The sequence below is a fragment of the Denitratimonas tolerans genome, assembly GCF_037203605.1.
Taxonomy (GTDB): Bacteria; Pseudomonadota; Gammaproteobacteria; order Xanthomonadales; family Xanthomonadaceae; genus Denitratimonas; species Denitratimonas tolerans.
Genome location: NZ_JBBDHC010000012.1, coordinates 36726 through 55554, shown reverse-complemented (window position 1 = coordinate 55554; position 18829 = coordinate 36726). Strand labels below are relative to the sequence as shown.

The following is an 18829-nucleotide window of genomic DNA, read 5'->3' as shown; positions in this document are numbered from 1 at the left end:
CCCTGCAGCCACGCCGCCGATCTGCGAAGATCGCCGTGATCGGCAGGGGCTGAAATGACCAACGAAGAATTCAAGAAAACGCTCTGGGAAGCGGCCGACAAGCTGCGCGGCTCGGTGGCGGCGGCGACGTACAAGTACCCGGTGCTGGGGCTGGTGTTCCTGAAGTACGTGTCGGACATGTTCGACGCCCAAGGGCGGGTGATCGGAAAGAGCCTGGCCGAGCCGACGTCCGAGTACTACATCGAGGACGAGGACGCCCGCGCCGCGGCAGCCGAGCAATTCACTGCCGACAAGACCTTCTACGACGCCGACAACGTGTTCTGGGTGCCGCCCAACGCCCACTTCAAAACGTTGCTGACGCAGGCAGCGGCGCCGGACCTGGCGCAGCGCCTGGACAAGGCGCTGGGCGAGATCGAAGCCGAGAACCCCAGCCTGAAGGGCGTGCTGTACCGCGAGTTCTCGCGGCTTGAGCTCGAGCCCGGCAAGCTCGGCGAGCTGGTGCAGCTGCTGGCCAGGCTCAGCTTCGACCCCGACCGGCACGGCAGCCGCGACGTGTTCGGCGAGGTCTACGAGTACTTCCTCGGCCAGTTCGCGCTCAAGGAAGGCGCCCGGGCCGGCGAGTTCTACACGCCCAAGAGCGTGGTCAACCTGCTGGTGGAGATCCTGGCCCCGTTCAAGGGCACCATCTACGACCCGGCCTGCGGCTCGGGCGGCATGTTCGTGCAGTCGGCGAAGTTCAAGGACGCCCACGCCGCCAAGCTGAAGAAGAAGGGCGACCTGGCCATCTACGGGCAGGAAATGATGGCCGCCACCCGCCGCCTGGCGCTGATGAACCTGGCCGTACACGGCCTGCACGGCGACCTCGGCAACACCTACGGCGACACCTTCGCCAACGACCAGCACAAGACCCTGCGCGCCGACTACGTGCTGGCCAACCCGCCGTTCAACATCTCCGACTGGGGCGGCGACAAGCTCGCCGACGACCCGCGCTGGGTGTATGGCATCCCGCCCAAGGGCAACGCCAACTTCGCCTGGCTGCAGCACATGCTGGCGCGCCTTTCATCGCGCGGCCGCGCCGGCATCGTGCTGGCCAACGGCTCCATGAGCTCGCAGCAGAGCGGCGAGGGCGAGATCCGCCGCGGCATGGTCCAGGACGACGTGGTCGAGTGCATGGTGGCCCTGCCGGGCCAGCTGTTCTCCAACACCCAGATCCCGGCCTGCCTCTGGTTCCTCAGCCGCGACAAGGCCACCGGCGACAACGGCCGCATCGACCGGCGCGGGCAAATCCTCTTCATCGACGCCCGCAAAGCCGCCAGCGGACGCATCAGCCGCACGCAGATCGAATTCACCGAAGGGGACATGCAGCGCATCGCGCAGGCCTACCATTGCTGGCGCGGCACCGATTTCAGCAATGGCGAGGAATACGCCGATGAGCCTGGATTTTGCTTCAGCGCCTCACTGGAAGAAGTAGAGAAGCATGGCTTCGTGCTCACGCCCGGCCGCTACGTCGGCGCTCAGGTGGAAGAGGACGACGACGAAGCGTTCAACGAGAAGATGGAGCGGTTGACTGCGCAATTGGCCGAGCAGATGGAACACGGCGCAGCACTGGATGCCGCCATCCGTGAAAAACTTGCCGCATTGGGATACGAGGTTGCGCGATGAGCAAGATCACCGTACTGAATCAGGAAGTGACCATCTCCTCCATCGACGAGGAGGATTACATCTCCCTGACCGACATCGCAAAGCACCGAAACGCGGATGATCCCAGGTTCATCATCCAGAACTGGATGCGCACCCGCGCCACGATTGAGTTCCTTGGCATATGGGAGTGCCTGAACAACCCGGGCTTCAACCGTGTCGATTTCGAGGCGGTTAGAAGCGAGGCGGGCAGCAATGCTTTCGTCCTGACCCCTACCAAGTGGGTTGAGTTGACCGGCGCCATCGGCATCACCGCCAAGGCGGGCCGCTACGGCGGCACCTACGCCCACAAGGACATCGCCTTCGAGTTCGCCTCATGGGTATCGGTGGAGTTCAAGCTCTACCTCATCAAGGAGTTCCAGCGCCTCAAGGAAGACGAGCGCGAAACCCTGGGGTGGGACATACGCCGCAACCTGGCCAAGATCAATTACCGCATCCATACCGATGCCATCCAGCGGCACCTGATTCCATCGGCGCTCAGCGCCAAGCAAACCTCTCAGGTCTATGCCAGCGAAGCGGACGTGCTGAACCTGGCCTTATTCGGCCAGACGGCAGCGCAGTGGCGGCAGGCACACCCGGAACACAAGGGCAACATGCGCGACGAGGCCGACGTGACCCAGTTGGTCTGCCTGTCCAATCTGGAAAATCTCAATGCCTTGTTCATCGCCGAAGGTCTGCCGCAGTCGCTGCGGCTGGAGCGGCTGAACCGCATTGCCATCCAGCAGATGACCCTGTTGGCCAGCAATGATCGGATGAAGCTGCCGGGGGAGAAGAAGTGACTTGCGATGAGGCTGCTGCCACGCGTGAGACGCAGGGAGTGGTTCGGGACCGCACCTGCGATGCGGTGAGCCGGAAGAGGTTGGGGGCGTTGGGCTATGGTGTCTGATTGGGACTCGGTGCCGCTATCGGAGTTGACTGCAACACCCGTTACCTACGGCATCGTGCAGCCGGGCCGGCATACGCCCGGCGGCATTCCAATGCTTCGCGTCAACAACTTCCAGCAAAACTCCCTGAGCCTGTCTGAAGTTCTTTGCGTCTCACCCCTTGTGGAATCAAAGTACGGGCGAACCCGACTCCAGGAAGGAGACGTTTTGCTGACGATTGTCGGCTCAGTGGGACAGGTGGCCATCGTTCCAAAGCACCTTGCAGGGTGGAACATCGCCCGCGCGATAGCCCTGATTCGCCTGGCCAAGCCGGAATACTCCCGCTGGATTGCGTTCGTACTGCGGTCGCCGAGTATCCAGCATCAATTGGGAGTGGCAGCTAACACTACCGTGCAGACCACGATCAACCTCAAGGATCTGCGTGACCTTCGGGTGCCGCTCCCTCCGAAAAATGTGCGTGACGGTATCTGTCAAATCCTTGGTGCGCTGGACGATCGCATCGACAACCTGCGCCAAACCAACGCCACCCTCGAAGCCATCGCCCAAGCCCTGTTCAAGTCCTGGTTCGTGGACTTCGACCCCGTACACGCCAAAGCCGAAGGCCGCGAGCCCGAAGGCATGGACGCCGCCACCGCCGCCCTGTTCCCCAGCGAATTCGAGGACTCCGAACTCGGCCTGATTCCGAAGGGTTGGCGCGCGGGCGGCAGCGATGAGTTGCTGGAGATCGTTGGAGGCGGCACCCCGAAGACATCTGTGGACGAATACTGGGGCGGTGATATCCCTTGGTTCTCGGTGGTCGATGCTCCTGCTAGCGGGCAGGTCTTTACTCTCGACACTGCGAAGAAGATCACCGCTCTGGGACTGGCAAACTGCTCTGCAAAATTGCTGCCTCCAACGACAACAATCATTTCCGCGCGGGGTACCGTCGGAAAGGTCGCGATGGCAGGCGTGCCGATGGCAATGAACCAGTCCTGCTACGCCTTGCGCCCAAGAGTTGAAGGCGGCGAAGCCTTCATCTATTTCTCGACCCTGCGCTTCGTCGAGCAGTTGCAGCAGATCGCACACGGAGCAGTGTTCGACACCGTCACTCGCGATAGCTTCAAGCGAATCATGACGTGTCTGCCCCCTGAACAAACCATCGTTTCCTTTGGGCTGATGGCGAACCCGCTACTCGAACGCATCCGCACCAACGGCCTCCAGGCAGCAAGCCTCGCCGCACTGCGAGACACCCTGCTTCCCCGCCTGATTTCCGGCAGGCTCCGTCTCACGGAAGCGGAGGCTGTCATTGAAGACCTTTTCGCATGAAGACCGAAATCCATCCGCCCAAGGGCTGTTTTCAGCCAAGAGCTGGCGTTCATGCCTAAGAATATTGGTCACCCCAGTGTTGCCACTCCCTTGGAACCACAAGAACTTGGTCTTCTGTGTCTATGGAACTAGATAATCGCGAGATTGCATTTCTGACATGGTTTGCGCTTATCGCTGGCACCATCGTCTGGAAGACCCGACGCAGTGATGCGTTGCGAAACTTGCTGTGTGTACTTATCAAGCCGCCGATTCTCTATCTGCTCTGTGTACTTGCCTGTTACGTAGCAGTATGTATTTGGCTGCTGTCCATTCCTGGGTGGTGGCAATGGTCTAACCTGAAAACCTCTCTATTGTGGGTAGGCGGATTTGCGCTGGTCGCGGCATTCAACTACGAGAAGGCGGGGGCTGGGAAAGCGTATTTCTGCGCCACGATGCTCGAAGCGATCGGCCTCACTGTTCTACTTTCCTTCATTGCGTCAAGCCATACTTATGGCCTGCTTGCCGAATTGTTGATTGCCTTTCTGCTGATCGTGCTGGTGGCCGCCGCTGCCGTTAGTGAACGCGATGCCAGACTGAAATCGGTACATACTTTGGCAACCGTCCTGCTGGCGCTGCTTGCTTTGCTGATGCTTGGTAATTCCATCTACCACATCATTACCAGCTTCGGCCATTTCGCCACATCGCATACGGCCAGAGAATTCGCCCTGCCCATGTTGCTGACGGCAATGTTTCTGCCGTTTCTGTATGGGCTGTACGTCTACATCACCTACCATAGTATCTTCAACAGCTTCAACTCCTCGATCAAGAGCCCGACCCTGCACAGTTACGCGCGGCTGCGTCTCATCACAGGATTCGGGCTGGACACCGCAGGCTTGGAAAAGTGGCGACGTTACGTTGTGATATTCGAACCCAAGGACAAGGGCGACATTGATGCCTCCATCCGCGAGATCAAGCAAGTCCGACGACGCGAAAGGCACCCGCACCGGGTTCCACCGCCACTGGGCTGGCTGCCGAATCATGCGACGCAGTTCTTGGTTTCGGCCGGCTTGCCGACCAATGACTATCACCGCACCCATGAAGGGTGGTGGGCGAGTTCGAGGTATCTCAATATTGGAAATGCAATTCCGTCCTGCAATATCGCGTACTACGTGGAGGGCGAGGAGTTCGTCGTCACCAAGCTCAAGCTGGTGCTAAGCATCAGCGCGCCGGACGAAGCTAATCGTGCATACGAGCATTTTTCCCAGATTATCTCGGCACTCGCCAACGCCGCGATCCCCGGTGCGCTGCGCAACAACAAGGAGCTGGAGCTTCGCAGTGATGATGCTCCGCTGCTCGTCAATGGGTATGCGCTTGCCCTACGACGCATTGAGTGGCCTAACGGCATCCCAGGCGGACACGAACTCGCCTTCACTATCGAGGTTTACGATGCGCTGGCATCCACCACGAATAGTTGAAGGAGAGGGCTAAGCATCCTATTGATCCGGGCCACAAAGACTGCGAACCAGTGTGGCCCCGACCTGCTGTTTTCGGGTGGCATCAAGCGAACAGCGTTTCAAGCTCTTTCGGAAGCCCTGCACCGGGAAGGCGGCGCGTTTCCTTCGCGATGTTCAGGTTCATGGTCACCTCGGATACCTCGATCAGCGCGCGATCAATGGCGCGCTTCTGGGTCTCGGAGAACCAGAGCAGTACCGGGCGCAGGTGCCAGAACGCCTGTGAGCCCTCGTGGACTGCGGCCGGGAAGGTCGCTGAGTGGGTGATCATCAACTTGCGGATGTTCTGGCGGCTACAGCCAACAAGGTCGGCCACATCGGTCAGCCCAACGAAGTCCGGTGACGCTTCCACCAGTTCCGCGCCTGGAATCGCGCCCCTGACTTCCTGCACGGCGGAAACGATGGCTTCTGATGCGCTGGTGGCCTCACGAGTGAAGGCCAGGGCGATGCGCCCCTGCTGACCGACACCCACTGCCGCGTCATCACATCCGGCCTCGGCCAGTGCGTCGATGAACTGCTCCGGATCGGCGTTGGCGTCCGGCAGTCGGAACTTCAGGGTGAACTCATACTCATGCATGGTTGAATCCTGCCGCCCCACAAATGCAAAGCCCCGCACGCGGCGGGGCTTCAAGGCGCGGCGGTTGACTGGAGACTATCCCTTCGGTGCATTGACGGTGAAACGGCGATTGTCGGTCCGGGTCACGGCATACTTCCGACCGATGGCAGCCACGCCGCTACTGGCGAAGTCGCGCAAGGATTTCTTCTCGGACACGGTCAGCATCCGAGCGTGGGATGAGGTACCGGGCTTCCGATTCGGTGAGGTGCTCGAATCCAAAGCCGAAAACCTGCCGCCACCAATCTTCAAGGTCTTTTCCATGGGTCTGTCTCAATTCGGCCAGAGTCGTCGGCCGCAACGCAAGGATAGCTGAAGCAGCCTTTCCTGCATCTGATGAACCGCAGCTCCGGCTCGGATGCGTCATGCCCGCGAAGGCGGGCATCCAGCGACTTTTGTTTTTTCGGCGGCCTTATCCGCTTGTGATGTTGTTCCACAGGTCTAGCCAGTACGGGTTGCTTTCCTCGATCAGGCGCAATTTCCACTCACGACGCCATTTCTTGATCTGTTTTTCGCGCCGGATGGCGTCTTCCATGGAGCTGTGCAGTTCGTAGTACACCAGTTGTGTGATGTTGTGTTTGTCGGTGAAACCGGCGGCCAGGTGTTCGCGGTGCTGCCATACGCGCTGCACCAGATCGCTTGTGACGCCGACGTACAAGGTGCCAATTCGGTTGCTGGCGAGGATGTAGACCGCAGGTAGCTTCATTGGCACGGAGAAAGTCGCTGGGCACCCGCCTGCGCGGGTGCGACGGGCGGATTCATGCCACTACCCCGCCCACGCATCCGCCAACAACTCCGCCTGCGCAATCACCTTCTCAATCGCCTCGGGCTGCTTGTCGGGCGGATATTTGTGGGTCGCCAGCAACACCTTGACCATCGCCACCATCCGCGCCCTTGAATCCTTCCGGTTCTGCCAGTTGATCGTTGCCGACTTGCGCAGCTTGTCGGTCAGCTCCTGCGCCAGCGCGCGCAGCACGGGATGGCCCAGCTCCCGCACCGCGGATTCGTTCTCGGCCAGCGCCTGGTAGAAGGCGAACTCCTCCTCGCTCATCCCATCCGGCGGGCGCGCCTCGTTGATCTCCTTCGCCAGCCGGATCAGCTCCTCGATCACCTCGACCGTGGTCAGGCCGCGGTTCTGGTAGCGGTTGATCGCTTCTTCCAGCCGGGTGGCGAATTCCTTGCCCTGCAGCGCGTTCTTCTGGCCGCGCGAACGGATCTGGTCGGCCAGCAGGCGTTCCAGCAGTTCGGCGGCCAGGTTCTTCGTCGGCATCTCGCGGATCTGGGCCAGGAACCGCTCGTCCAGCAGGCTGATGTCCGGCTTTTCGAGGCCCAGCGTGCTGTAGAGGTCGCTGACGCCTTCGACCAGCACGCCCTTGGCCACCAGCTGGCGCAGCGCGGCCTCCTTCTCAAGTCGGGTCTTGCCACCGGCCGAACGGGTCAGCTTGATCAGGCTCACGCGCACGGCCTGGAAGAAGGCGATCTCCTCGCGCACCGCCATGGCATCGGGCCGGGTGCCGGCCAGGGCCTGGGCCTTGGTCAGCTTGGCCACCTGGTCCAGGTAGGCGCGCACGCCGCGGTTGCGGCCCTTGTCGTCGGGTTCGGGATCCAGCTTGAGGATGTGCTCCATCGCCGGCGCCAGCAGTGCCAAAGCCCGTTTCGGATCCTCAAAGCCGCTGTAGTCGAAGCCTGCGAAGAACTCTTTGCGGATGACGTCCAGCGTATCCAGCAGGACGCCCAGTGCAGCGCCGGAGGTGTCCACCGGCTCGCGCTCCGCGCCGCTGTCGCGGGTGTACTGGCGGATCGCCTTCTTCAGCTCCTCGCCGATGCCGATGTAGTCCACCACCAGGCCGCCGGGCTTGTCCTTCCAGATGCGGTTGGTGCGGGCGATGGCCTGCATGAGGCCGTGGCCCTGCATGGGCTTGTCCACGTACAGGGTGTGTACGGGCGGGGCGTCGAAGCCGGTCAGCCACATGTCGCGCACGATCACCAGCTCCAACGGCACCTCGTTCGGCTTCAGCTCGTCGGGGGACTGCTTGAAGCGCTTCTCCAGCAGCTTGCGGTCGGCCTTGTCGGTGCGGTGCGGCCGGAAGTGCGGCGGGTCGGCCGAGGTGCCGGTCATCACCACCTTGATCCGGCCGGCGTTGATGTCGTCCGAGTGCCAGTCCGGGCGCAGCTTCACGATCTCGTTGTACAGGCGCACGGCGGCCTCGCGTGAGACGGCCACGATCATGGCCTTGCCGGCCACTGATTCCTTGCGCGCTTCCCAGTGCGCCACCAGATCTTTGGCCAAGGTCGCCAGGCGGCCATCGGCCATCGCCAAGGCTTCCAGCCGGGTATAGCGGCTGGCGGTGCGGTCCTGCTCGGCCTCGTCTTCGTCGCCGGTGGCGTCGAGGAACTCGTCCATCAGCGCCTGCTTCTCGGCCTCGTTGAAGCGCAGCTCGATGATCCGCGACTCGTAGTGCACCGGCACCACAGCCCCGTCCTCCTGCGCGGCGATCATGTCGTAGACATCGACATAGGTGCCGAACACGGCCTCGGTGTCGCGGTCGTCCAGGCTCACGGGCGTGCCGGTCATGCCCAGGTAGATGGCGTTGGGCAAGGCGTCGCGCATGTACTTGGCCAGGCCGTACTTGGTCTTGCCGGTCCTGGTGTCCATGTCGGCGCGGAAGCCGTACTGGGTGCGGTGCGCCTCGTCGGCGATCACCACCACGTTGTCGCGCTCGCACAGCACCGGTACCGAGGTCTGGCCGGGTTCCGGCGCGAACTTGTTGATGGTGGTGAAGAACACGCCGCCGGCCTGCACCTCGGACAGCATCCGCCGCAGGTCTTCGCGGCTGTCGGCCTGCACCGGCGTGGCGCGCAGCGACCAGGCGCTGTCGGCGAAGGTCTCGTAGAGCTGGCCGTCCAGGTCGTTGCGGTCGGTGACCATCACCACGGTCGGGTTGCGCAACTCCGGCCGGTCGCGCAGCGCCATCACGTAGAACAGCGCCAGCAGCGACTTGCCCGAGCCCTGGGTGAACCAGATCACGCCGCCCTTGCCGTCCTTGCGCTGCGTGAGCGCCTCCACCGCGCGCGCCACGGCCTTCTTGACGCCGTGGTACTGGTGCCATTGGGCGATGATCTTGAAGCTGGCGCCCCCGTCGGCCCCGCCGTAGGCGACGAAACCACGGAAGAAATCCAGCAGCGTCGCGGGCTGGAGCAGGCCGCGCATCAGCACTTCGAGTTCGAGCTGCTCCTTGCCGACCTTCTTTCCATCGAGCAGCCGCCAGCGCGAGTAGCGCGACAGGTCCGCGCTCAGCGAGCCGTAGCGCGCCACCGTACCGTCGGACACCACGTTGAGCAGGTTGAACCAGAACAGCTGCGGGATCTCGGCCTTGTAGTTCTGGATCTGGTTCCAGGCGGCCTCGTGGTCGGCGTTGGGATCGGCCGGGTTCTTCAGCTCGATCACCACCAGCGGCAGGCCGTTGATGAACAGCACGATGTCCGGCCGGCGCAGCTTCGCGCCCTGCACGGTGAACTGGCGGACGGCCAACAGGTCGTTGTCGCCGCTAAAGTCGATCGCGGGCACCCGCAGTACCTCGCGCCGGCCATCGCTGGCCGTGCGCTCCAGCGGCACGCCGTTGCGCAGCCAGTCGTAGACCTCACGGTTGCCGTCGATCAGCGACTGGTGGCCGTAGCCGGCGACTTTGGCAACGACCGCGTCGACTTCTGCTGGCGAGATATCCGGATTGAGCCGCCTTGCCGCCGCCTGCAGCTGCGGGGCCAGCACTACCTCCGACCAACGCTCGCGCGCCTGCAGCTCACCGCCGGGCGCGACGGCCTCGCCTTCGACGACCTTCCAGCCCACGCTGGCCAGCCAGTCGAGACAGGCGTCTTCGAGGTGGTTCTCCTTCATCGCGCGGCCCCTGCGTACCCGTGGGAGAGTATGCCGCCGAATGGGCTTTGGCGTTGGGCCGCGGCGCATGGCGATGCCCCAATCGCGACCAAGGTCGCTCCTGCAGCGCACCATCCGGGCGGTCGCGAGCTTTTGTGGAGCGGACTCGCCCCCATGCGGCCCACTCGAATCGCCGTTCACCCCACCGAAGACGGCCAGCCGTCATCGGAACGACGGCGTTGCAGGATGCGGGCGGTCAGCCTCGCAGCGCCTCCAGCCGCGCCACCGCTTCGCGCAGGTTGTCCATCGAGTTGGCGGTGGAGAAGCGCACGAAGCGGGCGGTTTCCGCGTGGCCGAAGTCGCGCCCCGGGGTCAGGGCCAGGTGGCTGCGGCGCAGCACTTCGAACACGAAATCCCAGCTGTTGTCGACACCCAGCCGCGCGAACCACGACGACGCGTCGGCCCAGGCGTAGAACGCGCCGTCGGGCTTCACCGGTACGCGCAAGCCGAGGCGCTCCAACGCGGGAATGAAGTAGTCGCGCCGCGCGCGGAACTGCGCGCGGCGGCGCTCGTATTCGGCCAGGCTCTCGGGTTCGAAACAGGCCAGCGCGGCGTGCTGGGCGATGACGCTGGGGCAGATGAAGAGGTTCTGCGCCAGCCGCTCCAGCGCCGGCACCAGGGCCTCGGGCACCACCAGCCAGCCCAGCCGCCAGCCGGTCATGCTGAAGTACTTGGAGAAGCTGTTGATGCTGATGAGGTCGTCGCCCAGCGCCAGCCCGGTGCGGCCAAAGGCGGCGTCGTGGCTCAGGCCCAGGTAGATCTCGTCGAGCAGGGTGATGCCGCCGCGCTCGCGCACGAGGTCGTGGATGCGGCGCAGTTCGTCCGGTTCGATCGAGGTGCCGGTGGGGTTGGATGGCGAGGCCAGCAGCACGCCGCGGGTGGCCTTTCCCCAGTGCGACCGCACCTTGTCGGCGCTGAGCTGGTAGCGCTCCTGCGCGCTGGCCGGGATCAGCACCGGCCGGCCCTCGGCGGCCCGCACGAAGTGGCGGTTGCACGGGTAGCCCGGATCGGCCATCAGCACCTCGTCGCCCGGATCGATCAGGGCCAGGCAGATCAGGTGCAGCGCGGCCGAGGCGCCGGCAGTGACCACGATGCGCGCAGCCGGCACGTCCACGCCGAAGCGATCCCGATACCAGCCGCCGATGCGCTCGCGCAGCGCCGGCAGGCCGAGGGCGGGGCTGTACTGGGTGGCACCGTCGCGGATGGCGCGCGCGGCGGCTTCGCGCACCAGCGGCGGCGCGGTGAAGTCCGGCTCGCCGATGTTGAGCGCGATCACCGGGCGGTCGCTGCCGGCCGCTTCGCGCGCGAGCTGCGCCGCAGCCTTGCCCACTTCCATCACGTAGAAGGGCTCGATCTGCCGGGCGCGGGTGGAAATCTTCATGCGGACGCTCCTTGCGGCGGCAATGACTGGGTGTGGTCGCCCCGAGGCGTGCGGCACCCGGGTTGGCGCGAGCCGAGCGGGTGGCACGCATTGTGGCATGCGCGCCGCGCGCGTCCGTCAGTGGCCCTCGCGCGGCGGACGCTTGGCGAGCTTGCGCTGCAGCGAGCGCCGGTGCATGCCGAGCAGGCGCGCGGCGGCGGAAACATTGCCGCCCGATTCCACCATGGCCTGCTGGATGTGCTCCCACTCGATCCGCGCCAGCGGCGTCATCGCCACCGGCTCGGAAGATTCGATCGCCGCTTCGCCGCGAACCGCGCGCAGGATCGCTTCCGCCGAGGCCGGCTTGGGCAGGTAATCATCGGCACCGCGCTTGATCGCCTCGACCGCCGTGGCCACGCTGGCGTAGCCGGTCACCAGCACGATGCGCATCGCGGGTACCGCCTCGCGCAGCGGCGCGATCAGCTCCAGCCCGGTGCCGTCGCCGTCGGCAAGGCGCAAATCCAGCAGCGCGAAGTCGGGTGCGTGCAGGCGCGCGAGGCGCAGCGCCGCGGCCGCTTCGGCGGTGGCGTAGACGGTGATGCCGCGCCGCTCCAACGCGCGCGACAGCACACGGCGGTAGGACTCGTCGTCATCCAGCACGATCCCGCGCATCAGGCCGCGTCCGTGGCGGCGAGCGGCACGCGAAAGTGCACGCAGGTACCCTCGCCCGCAGCGGTTTCCACACGCAGCTCGCCACCCAACCGCTCCAGCGCCGCGCGCGACAGGGCCAGGCCCACGCCGAGGCCCTCCGGCTTGCTGCTGTCGCGCAAGCCCGTGGAAAACGCCTGCTGCGGCGAGAGGCCCGGCCCGCGGTCGCGTACCCAGCCGACAAGCCACGCCTCCTCGCGCCGCAAGCCGAGCCTCACGCGCGCATCGCCGGCGGCGGCACCCGCATCGGCCGTCGCATCGGCGGCATTGTCGAGCAGCACGCGCAGCAGATGCCCGACCGCCGCATCCACGCGCACGCCATCGGTCAGTGTCGCCTCGCGCTCCAGCGCCACCGCCGGGCGCAGCAGGTGCCAGCGCGACACGACCGCCTCGAGATCCACCTCCTCGCCCCGACGCGCGGCGCGCGCCAACTCGCGCACGCGGTCGCGACAGGTTTCGGCCAGCGTGCGCAGCAGCGCGACGTCCTCGCCGAACCCGGGCGGAAGTTCGCTCGCCTCCAGTTCGTCGAGCACCAGCAGCATCGTGGCCAGCGGGGTATTGAGCTCATGCGCCACCGAGGCGGCGTGGGTGGCCAGCGCGAGGATGCCCTCGTCGCGCGCGAAGCGTTCGCGCAGCCGCGCCAGCTCCGCCTCGCGCTCGCGCCGCTGCCGCGCCATGCGGGCGAGGAATCCGGCGAACACCGCGGCGGAAATGACGAAGTTGACCGCCATGCCCCACAGGTGCAGGTCGAAGCTGTCCAGCGCCAGCCCGTGGACGTGCGGCAGCGGCCGGCCAAAGCTGGCCGCCAGGGCATAGCCCAGGCCGCACAGCGCGGCGGTGGCGAGAATCCAGCGGCGCGGCAGCGCCAGCGCGGCAAACGCGATCGGCACCAGGAACAGCGAGGTGAAGGGATTGGCCGGGCCGCCGCTGCAGCCGATCAGGAACGCCAGCACCGCGACATCGGCGGCGATATGCGCAAATACTTCGACCGCCGCAGGTTCGCTCTCGCGCCGCGCGCGCCGCGTCGCGTACACGTTGAACACCGCCAGCGCGGCAATGGCCACCGCCATCGGCCAAAGCGGCAGCGGCACGCCGAACCCGAACGCCACGATGGCCACCGCCACCGCCTGCGCCGCCACCGAAAACCAGCGCAGCGCCGCCAGCGTGGCAAGGATCGAGCCCGGCTCGCGTTCGGTGAAAGACTCCGCCATGGGCTCAACCCGCATCGTTCGTTGTCGCCAGTGTTGCAGACCCGAGCCGGGGGCGTCTGCGTGCGCGAAGCGCGCCGCGCGACCGGACACGCCTGCCCGGGTCAGTTCGATGGCAGGGAATGCAGCGCCGCCTCATCCACCACGCGCCCATCCAGCATGAACACCCGCCGCTGGGCCAGATTCGCGTAGCGCGGGTCATGGGTCACCATGCAAATCGTGGCTCCCGCCGCGTGCAACTCCTGCAGCAACGCCATCACCGCATCACCATTCCTCGAATCCAGGTTTCCCGTCGGCTCGTCCGCCAGCAGGATCGAAGGCGTGCCCACAAGCGCGCGGGCGACCGCCACACGTTGTTGCTGCCCCCCGGACAATTGCGCCGGAACGTGGCGCGCGCGAGCGGTCATGCCGACGCGCGCGAGCGCATCATCCACCCGCTCGCGACGTTCGGCCCTGGAAAGCCCGCTGCGGTAGGTGAGCGGCAACTCGACGTTGTCGAACACCGTGAGATCACCGATCAGATTGAAGGCCTGGAAGATGAAACCGATCTCCCGGTTGCGGATGCGCGCGCGTTCACGCGAGTCGATCTCCTGCACCGCCACGCCTGCAAGCGCATAGGTTCCGCTGGTCGGGCTGTCGAGCAGGCCGAGGATCGACAGCAAGGTCGACTTTCCGCACCCCGACGGCCCCGAGATGGCCACGTACTGGCCCCGCTCAAGGGTGAAATCCACGCCGGAGAGCGCGTGTGTTTCGACTTCCTCGGTATGGAATATCCTGGAAATTCCGTTCATTGCGACAAGAGGAGGCGCAGTCATTGCAGATCTCATTGGAAGGTTGAGCTCACTCGATGCGCAAGCGGTCGTGGTTTGCCCACGCGGACAGGTCGGAGAGCACCACCACGTCTCCAGCCTGCAAGCCCTGGCGAACCTCCACCCGGTTCGCCGAGGCACGCCCGAGCCGTACCGGCACGCGGCGCGCGATGTTGGAGTCCGGCTCGAGCTTGAACAGGTGCGCCTCGGTTTCAGGCTGGCTGTAGGCAGGGCGGCCGACCTGGAGCACATCGGCAAGATGTTCGACGCGGATGATTCCATCCACGCCGAGGTCCGGCCGCACGCCGGACGGCAATTCACCGTCGAATCCCACATCCACCAGAACCGTACCGCCCTGCACCGCCGGATCAATCCGCACCACGTGACCTTGCACAACACCGTTGCGCGTGTCCACGGCGACTTCCTGACCCAGATGCACATCCTTCATCCGGGTTTCGGGAATGCGCAGTTGCGCCATCAGCTGATCCGTTTGCGCCACGCGCGCAAGGTTGGTGCCCGCCGCCACCTGCTGGCCTTCTTCCACCGGCACCTGCTGCAGCACGCCGGCAATGGCAGCACGAACCTTCAAGCCTTCCCGCTGACCGGCACGCAGCTCGGCGGTACCGCGCAACTGCGCGACGCGCGCACTCTGCGCGGCGAGCTGCGCCGTGATGGTCTGCGCGAACGCCACGCTCCGCTGGCGTTCGATGTCCAAGCGCACCTTCAGTTGATCCAGCATCAGCTGACTGCGGCGGTACTGGATCTTCGAAATGATCCCGCGTGCGGCCAACTCGCCATCGGCCTCGGTTTGCAGTCGCGCGGATTCGTATTCGGCTTCGACGCTCGCCAAACTGGCCTTCTGATCGAGCCGCTGGCTTTCCAGGGCCATGCGCTGGGCGACCAGTTCGGCTTCCGCCGCAGCGAGCGCCGATTGCGCCGCAAGCTCTGCCTCCACGACCTCCGGATTGGTCAATTCCAGAATGACGCTGTCGGCCTCCACCGGGGCCCCGGGCTTGAGCAGGATGCGATCCACCCACGCGGTGGTTTCCGCCGCAATCCAGCGGGCCTGACTCGGCAGCAACAGTCCGGGTCCACGAACCTCGAGCAGCAGATCGCCTCGCTCCACCGTTCCGAGCCACAGACTGTCCCGCTCCACGCGGGGAATCCCGGGATCCTTCGCGAAGGCGAAAACCAGCACCCCGAGCGCAAGCGTCACCGCACCGCCGACAAACCACCGCAGTCGCCGTTTCTTCTTCGTGAAATCAGTCCGTTGAATATCCATGTGCCGTTTTCAGTCCAAGGAATGGTCCGTGCCTGGCGCGGTGGATGGTTTGCTCCGGGTTGCCATCCTGCCGATCACACATCCGAAACCAGGTGCTGGGCAATGGCCCGATCGTCGATCTGCATCGCCAGCGCGAGCCCCAGCAGCGCGGAAAAGAGGCCGAGCACGGCCAGTGACATGACCCAGATACCCGCCAGCTCCGCCACGCGCAACTCCGGCCACACGCTTTGCACCACCACGGCCATGATGAGCAGCGAACCGAACACCGCCGCGAGCAAGCCCGCCCCGAGTTTTCTTCGCACCAAATCCGCGACTGTCCGCACCCGGGACGCCCCCAGCGCACGCATGATTGCCACCTCGCGGCGGTGCTCTGCCAGCAGATGGCCGCCGGTATTCAGGAGGATCAGCGCGGCCAGCGGCAGCGCCGCCAGCAGGACGGCCGCAAGTACCAGATTACGCACCCGGCTTTCACGCAGCATGAATCCGATCAGGCCCTTGCCGTCACCGTGATCGAGCAGGTGCCAATGCGGCTCGATGCGCTGCAGCGCATCGTTCAGCCTCACCGCGAGATCGTTGCCGGATGCTCCGAAGACGGTGACGCTGCTCAGGCCGGACTTGCTCTGCAGCGGTCGGTAGATCATCGGAATCGGCCCGCCGCGGGGATCAATGTAGTGCGCATCGGCCACCACCCCGGCCACGCGATAACGCTGCGCCATCCCGTCGATCGTGGCACCGAGCAGCTCAAGGTGCTCTCCGATCGGATTTTCACTCGCGAAGAACTGCCGCGCCATCGTTTGATTGATCACGATCTCGTCACGCGCCACCGGATCGAACATCCCGCCGGCGAGCAGGCGGATCCGGAAGCGCTGGAAATAGTTGCTGCTCACATCGTTCAGCCAGCCCATGACCGGGAGACTGGCACCGCGTCCCGGCACCACCACTTGCACCACCTGCCTCACACCGAATGGCGGCGACGAGGAAAACACGATGTCCTCCGCGTCAACCCTGCCGGCAAGGACTTCACGGAACATGTCGGCCTCGGGCGCGGCCGGCTCGCGCGAGAGCGTACGCTCCAACCCGGCATCGGCGTCATCGCTTGCATAGGAAAAAAGCCGCGCGCCTTCGAGGGAAAAGCCAAGATCGGCGCGCGACCAATGATCGATTTGCGCGCGGCCACCCAGGCTCAAACTGACCGCCATCAAGGCCAACATCACGCCCACCCCGGCGGCCACGCTGCGCACCCTGCGCTGGCGGCTTGCGACTGCGGCCCGCAGGTTCACCTGCCACTGGCGCAATTCCGGCGCGAACAGCAAAGGCACTGCGATCAAACCCATCAGGCCCATGAGGCTGCCAAGGATCAGGCCCGAATCCGGTTGCAGGGGCGGGATATCCTCGGGCGGAACCGAGAGCACGGCGGAGGCCAGTGCTTCGTAGTGCGACATCCAGGCCCACGCCAAGGCAGCAGCGCCCGTGGCGGCGATGGCAAGATCGATGGCAGCCCCCAGGGCAGCGCGTCCAACCGACCGCCCAGGGGATTCCCCGAGGCAGCGTCGGATCGACAGTTCGTAGCGCTGCCGCGACCACACCAGCCAGCGATCCAAGCCGAACGCGCAGGCCACCAGGATCACCAGCACCAGCGTGCCGAGCCGGAGTGCCTCGGCCGTCGCGAGCAATTCGCGTCGGGCGCGCACCGGCACCGCCGCCGCGGGTTCGAGCACCAGCGTGCCTTCCTGCTGCGGCAACGCCCCGCTCGTCATGCCGAGGTGGTCGAGCTCGGCCTGCAGTGCGGCCCGACTCATTCCCCGACCATCGATGGCGACGAAATTGAGGGTCTGCGCACTGGCATCGGTGCGCGAATAGGTCTCGGGGTAAACCACTCCGGGCCATTCGTCCCACGCCAGCCAGGCCTGCTGTGCAGAGCGCAACTGCGGGCCGGCAAAGCCGGGCGGAGCCACGCCCGCCACGCGGAGCAGGGGAAACGCCTTGGCATCCGATGAAAAACTCACCGCCTCGATGGTCGAGCCGATCTCTGGCGCTCCCATGCTCCGCCAAAGATCGTGCCCGAGGACGATTTCCCGCTTCGGCGATGCTGCCTGCCCAAAGCCCGAGGCCGCAGGAAGCACGCCCATGGCCGGCACCACCCCGAGCGTCCGGAAGAAGTCGCCGTTGTACAGGCCGACGCGAACGCCATCCATCCGCTTGCCCTGGTAGCGGAAACCGGCCTGTGCCGGGCTGCTTCCAATGACCCGTCGCGCAAGCGGGCTGCCGTCGAGAAGCTCACCAAGGAACCGGCGATCGCGCCCATCGTCCTGCAGCGGCGACGGCGGTGTCCGCTGCAACTCCAGGGAATAGAGCCCGGGAATGCCGGTCGAACCCGGCAGCGCCGGGTTGGCCAATCCTCCACGCATCGTGCTGGCTGCAAAGCCACCGAACAGGCCCAGCCCCAGAGCCACGATGGTGATCAGCCGGGTAAGTTTCGGAATCCAGAGACCACGCCGGCCCATGGGGAGATTACCGCGCTTACGGCCGCACAAAAACGATATCCACCTCCACCACCGCGGCTTCAATCTTCTGCTCGCTCAGCAGGCTTTCCAGCGTCGCGCGCGCGGTTCGGCAAGGCTCGCAAAAGATGCGCGCCTGCGGTGGAAAAATCATCACGAAGACCGGTTTGGCGGGATCGCGCTCGAGGCCCGGAATATTCTCCGCCAGGCTGGAAAAATCGAGATATCCGGATGCTCTGGCATGGTCGGTGAGGCGATCCGTGAGAAGGCTCTCCGCAGAAATTTCGCGCATTGCACTCACGTGCAGCAGCGTGCCCGCGGCGGAATATGCGAACACCGTCGGCGCGGCGATCGATGGCCGCCCGCCGTCGGGCGAGGGCTTGTAGCCATCGACCTGATCGAAAAGCGCTTTGGCCTTGGTCTGATCCATTTTCAGCGGCGCATCGGCGGCATGGCTTGCGCCATGCATGGCCAGGCCAATCAGAACGGCAAACATGATCCGCAGCATTCCGTACCTTCCCCGAATTATCCGAAACAAGCCGCGCGCCACGGCAGATGAAACCGAAGCGACGCGGAAAGTACCACGCCGATCAACCGGCGTGGCGAGAGGGATGCTTGATTACCACACCTGCTTGAAGCAGCAGCCGAACCAATCGCAACAATAGTCGCCGATGTAATAGCAACCAAAGGGGTCGCACTGGTACACCGGCCTGCAGGTTGTCGCATTCGCACTCCCCATGGCCGTGATGGATCCCAAGGCGAGAAACGCGATCATAGCGAGCTTCTTCATCATCGTGAAAGCCGCATTGACACAGGCGGGTGGCGTGCCGCCCATTGCACGGCCCGGGCAAGCCCGGGCGCGCCGCACGCTACCCCCCCCCCCACCAACGGAAGTCAAGCGCGGCCGCAGCCACGGCGTCAACAGCTGTAATCCAGCTTCAGTCAGAGGTTGCGGCCCGGTTCGAGGATCCGCACCGGATCGGCGGGAAGGCCGAAGTCGGCGCTACCGGCCAGGTTGAGGTGCTCGCTGCAGGCCC

14 protein-coding genes and 1 pseudogene are annotated in these 18829 nt (G+C 65.0%); 4 read left to right on the top strand and 11 right to left on the bottom strand.

What is annotated here, in order from left to right; genetic code table 11:
- Positions 1 to 54: 54 nt before the first annotated feature.
- The 4 genes from WB794_RS09195 (at position 55) to WB794_RS09180 (ending at position 5341) form a co-directional block, all read left to right on the top strand.
- Positions 55 to 1662 carry a type I restriction-modification system subunit M gene (locus tag WB794_RS09195; RefSeq protein ID WP_337335559.1) on the top strand — a complete coding sequence of 536 codons (1608 nt, stop codon included), beginning with the start codon at positions 55 to 57 and terminating at the stop codon, positions 1660 to 1662.
- Positions 1659 to 2477: a KilA-N domain-containing protein gene (locus WB794_RS09190; RefSeq protein WP_337335558.1), complete on the top strand. Its 819-nt coding sequence runs from the start codon at positions 1659 to 1661 to the stop codon at positions 2475 to 2477. Before WB794_RS09195 ends, WB794_RS09190 begins: the two co-directional genes overlap by 4 nt.
- A 96-nt stretch (positions 2478 to 2573) precedes the next feature.
- Positions 2574 to 3887, top strand: coding sequence for a restriction endonuclease subunit S (locus tag WB794_RS09185; RefSeq protein WP_337335557.1), 1314 nt, complete (start codon positions 2574 to 2576; stop codon positions 3885 to 3887).
- 116 nt (positions 3888 to 4003) lie between these two features.
- The gene (locus WB794_RS09180) at positions 4004 to 5341 is read left to right on the top strand and encodes a hypothetical protein (protein WP_337335556.1); all 1338 of its coding nucleotides are present in this window, start codon (positions 4004 to 4006) and stop codon (positions 5339 to 5341) included.
- A gap of 82 nt (positions 5342 to 5423) precedes the next feature.
- Here the strand turns inward: WB794_RS09180 and WB794_RS09175 are convergent, their stop codons facing one another.
- The 11 genes and pseudogenes from WB794_RS09175 to WB794_RS09125 all read right to left on the bottom strand — a co-directional run bounded on the left by WB794_RS09175 (position 5424) and on the right by WB794_RS09125 (position 18300).
- Positions 5424 to 5993 (bottom strand): helix-turn-helix transcriptional regulator, encoded by a 570-nt coding sequence (locus WB794_RS09175; protein ID WP_479686624.1) that lies wholly within the window; start codon positions 5991 to 5993, stop codon positions 5424 to 5426.
- A 36-nt stretch (positions 5994 to 6029) separates the two neighbouring features.
- The gene (locus WB794_RS09170; RefSeq protein WP_337335555.1) at positions 6030 to 6254 is read right to left on the bottom strand and encodes a hypothetical protein; all 225 of its coding nucleotides are present in this window, start codon (positions 6252 to 6254) and stop codon (positions 6030 to 6032) included.
- Between the two features lie 148 nt (positions 6255 to 6402).
- A complete protein-coding gene (locus tag WB794_RS09165) occupies positions 6403 to 6696 on the bottom strand; it encodes a GIY-YIG nuclease family protein (RefSeq protein ID WP_337335608.1) in 294 nt (97 codons plus the stop codon).
- 60 nt (positions 6697 to 6756) lie between these two features.
- Positions 6757 to 9885, bottom strand: coding sequence for a type I restriction endonuclease subunit R (locus WB794_RS09160; RefSeq protein WP_337335554.1), 3129 nt, complete (start codon positions 9883 to 9885; stop codon positions 6757 to 6759).
- A 235-nt stretch (positions 9886 to 10120) separates the two neighbouring features.
- Complete coding sequence (locus WB794_RS09155; protein ID WP_337335553.1) at positions 10121 to 11305, bottom strand: pyridoxal phosphate-dependent aminotransferase; 1185 nt, start codon at positions 11303 to 11305, stop codon at positions 10121 to 10123.
- Positions 11306 to 11422: 117 nt separating this feature from the next.
- On the bottom strand, positions 11423 to 11956 hold the full coding sequence (locus tag WB794_RS09150) for a response regulator transcription factor (protein WP_337335552.1): 534 nt from the start codon (positions 11954 to 11956) through the stop codon (positions 11423 to 11425).
- The gene (locus tag WB794_RS09145; RefSeq protein ID WP_337335551.1) at positions 11956 to 13203 is read right to left on the bottom strand and encodes an ATP-binding protein; all 1248 of its coding nucleotides are present in this window, start codon (positions 13201 to 13203) and stop codon (positions 11956 to 11958) included. The genes WB794_RS09150 and WB794_RS09145 overlap by 1 nt, the downstream gene beginning before the upstream one ends.
- A 4-nt stretch (positions 13204 to 13207) precedes the next feature.
- Positions 13208 to 14015: pseudogene (locus WB794_RS09140) on the bottom strand (ABC transporter ATP-binding protein).
- A 25-nt stretch (positions 14016 to 14040) separates the two neighbouring features.
- Positions 14041 to 15291 (bottom strand): efflux RND transporter periplasmic adaptor subunit, encoded by a 1251-nt coding sequence (locus WB794_RS09135; RefSeq protein ID WP_337335549.1) that lies wholly within the window; start codon positions 15289 to 15291, stop codon positions 14041 to 14043.
- A 74-nt stretch (positions 15292 to 15365) separates the two neighbouring features.
- Positions 15366 to 17795: a hypothetical protein gene (locus WB794_RS09130; RefSeq protein ID WP_337335548.1), complete on the bottom strand. Its 2430-nt coding sequence runs from the start codon at positions 17793 to 17795 to the stop codon at positions 15366 to 15368.
- Between the two features lie 16 nt (positions 17796 to 17811).
- A complete protein-coding gene (locus WB794_RS09125) occupies positions 17812 to 18300 on the bottom strand; it encodes a hypothetical protein (RefSeq protein ID WP_337335547.1) in 489 nt (162 codons plus the stop codon).
- Positions 18301 to 18829 lie beyond the last annotated feature (529 nt).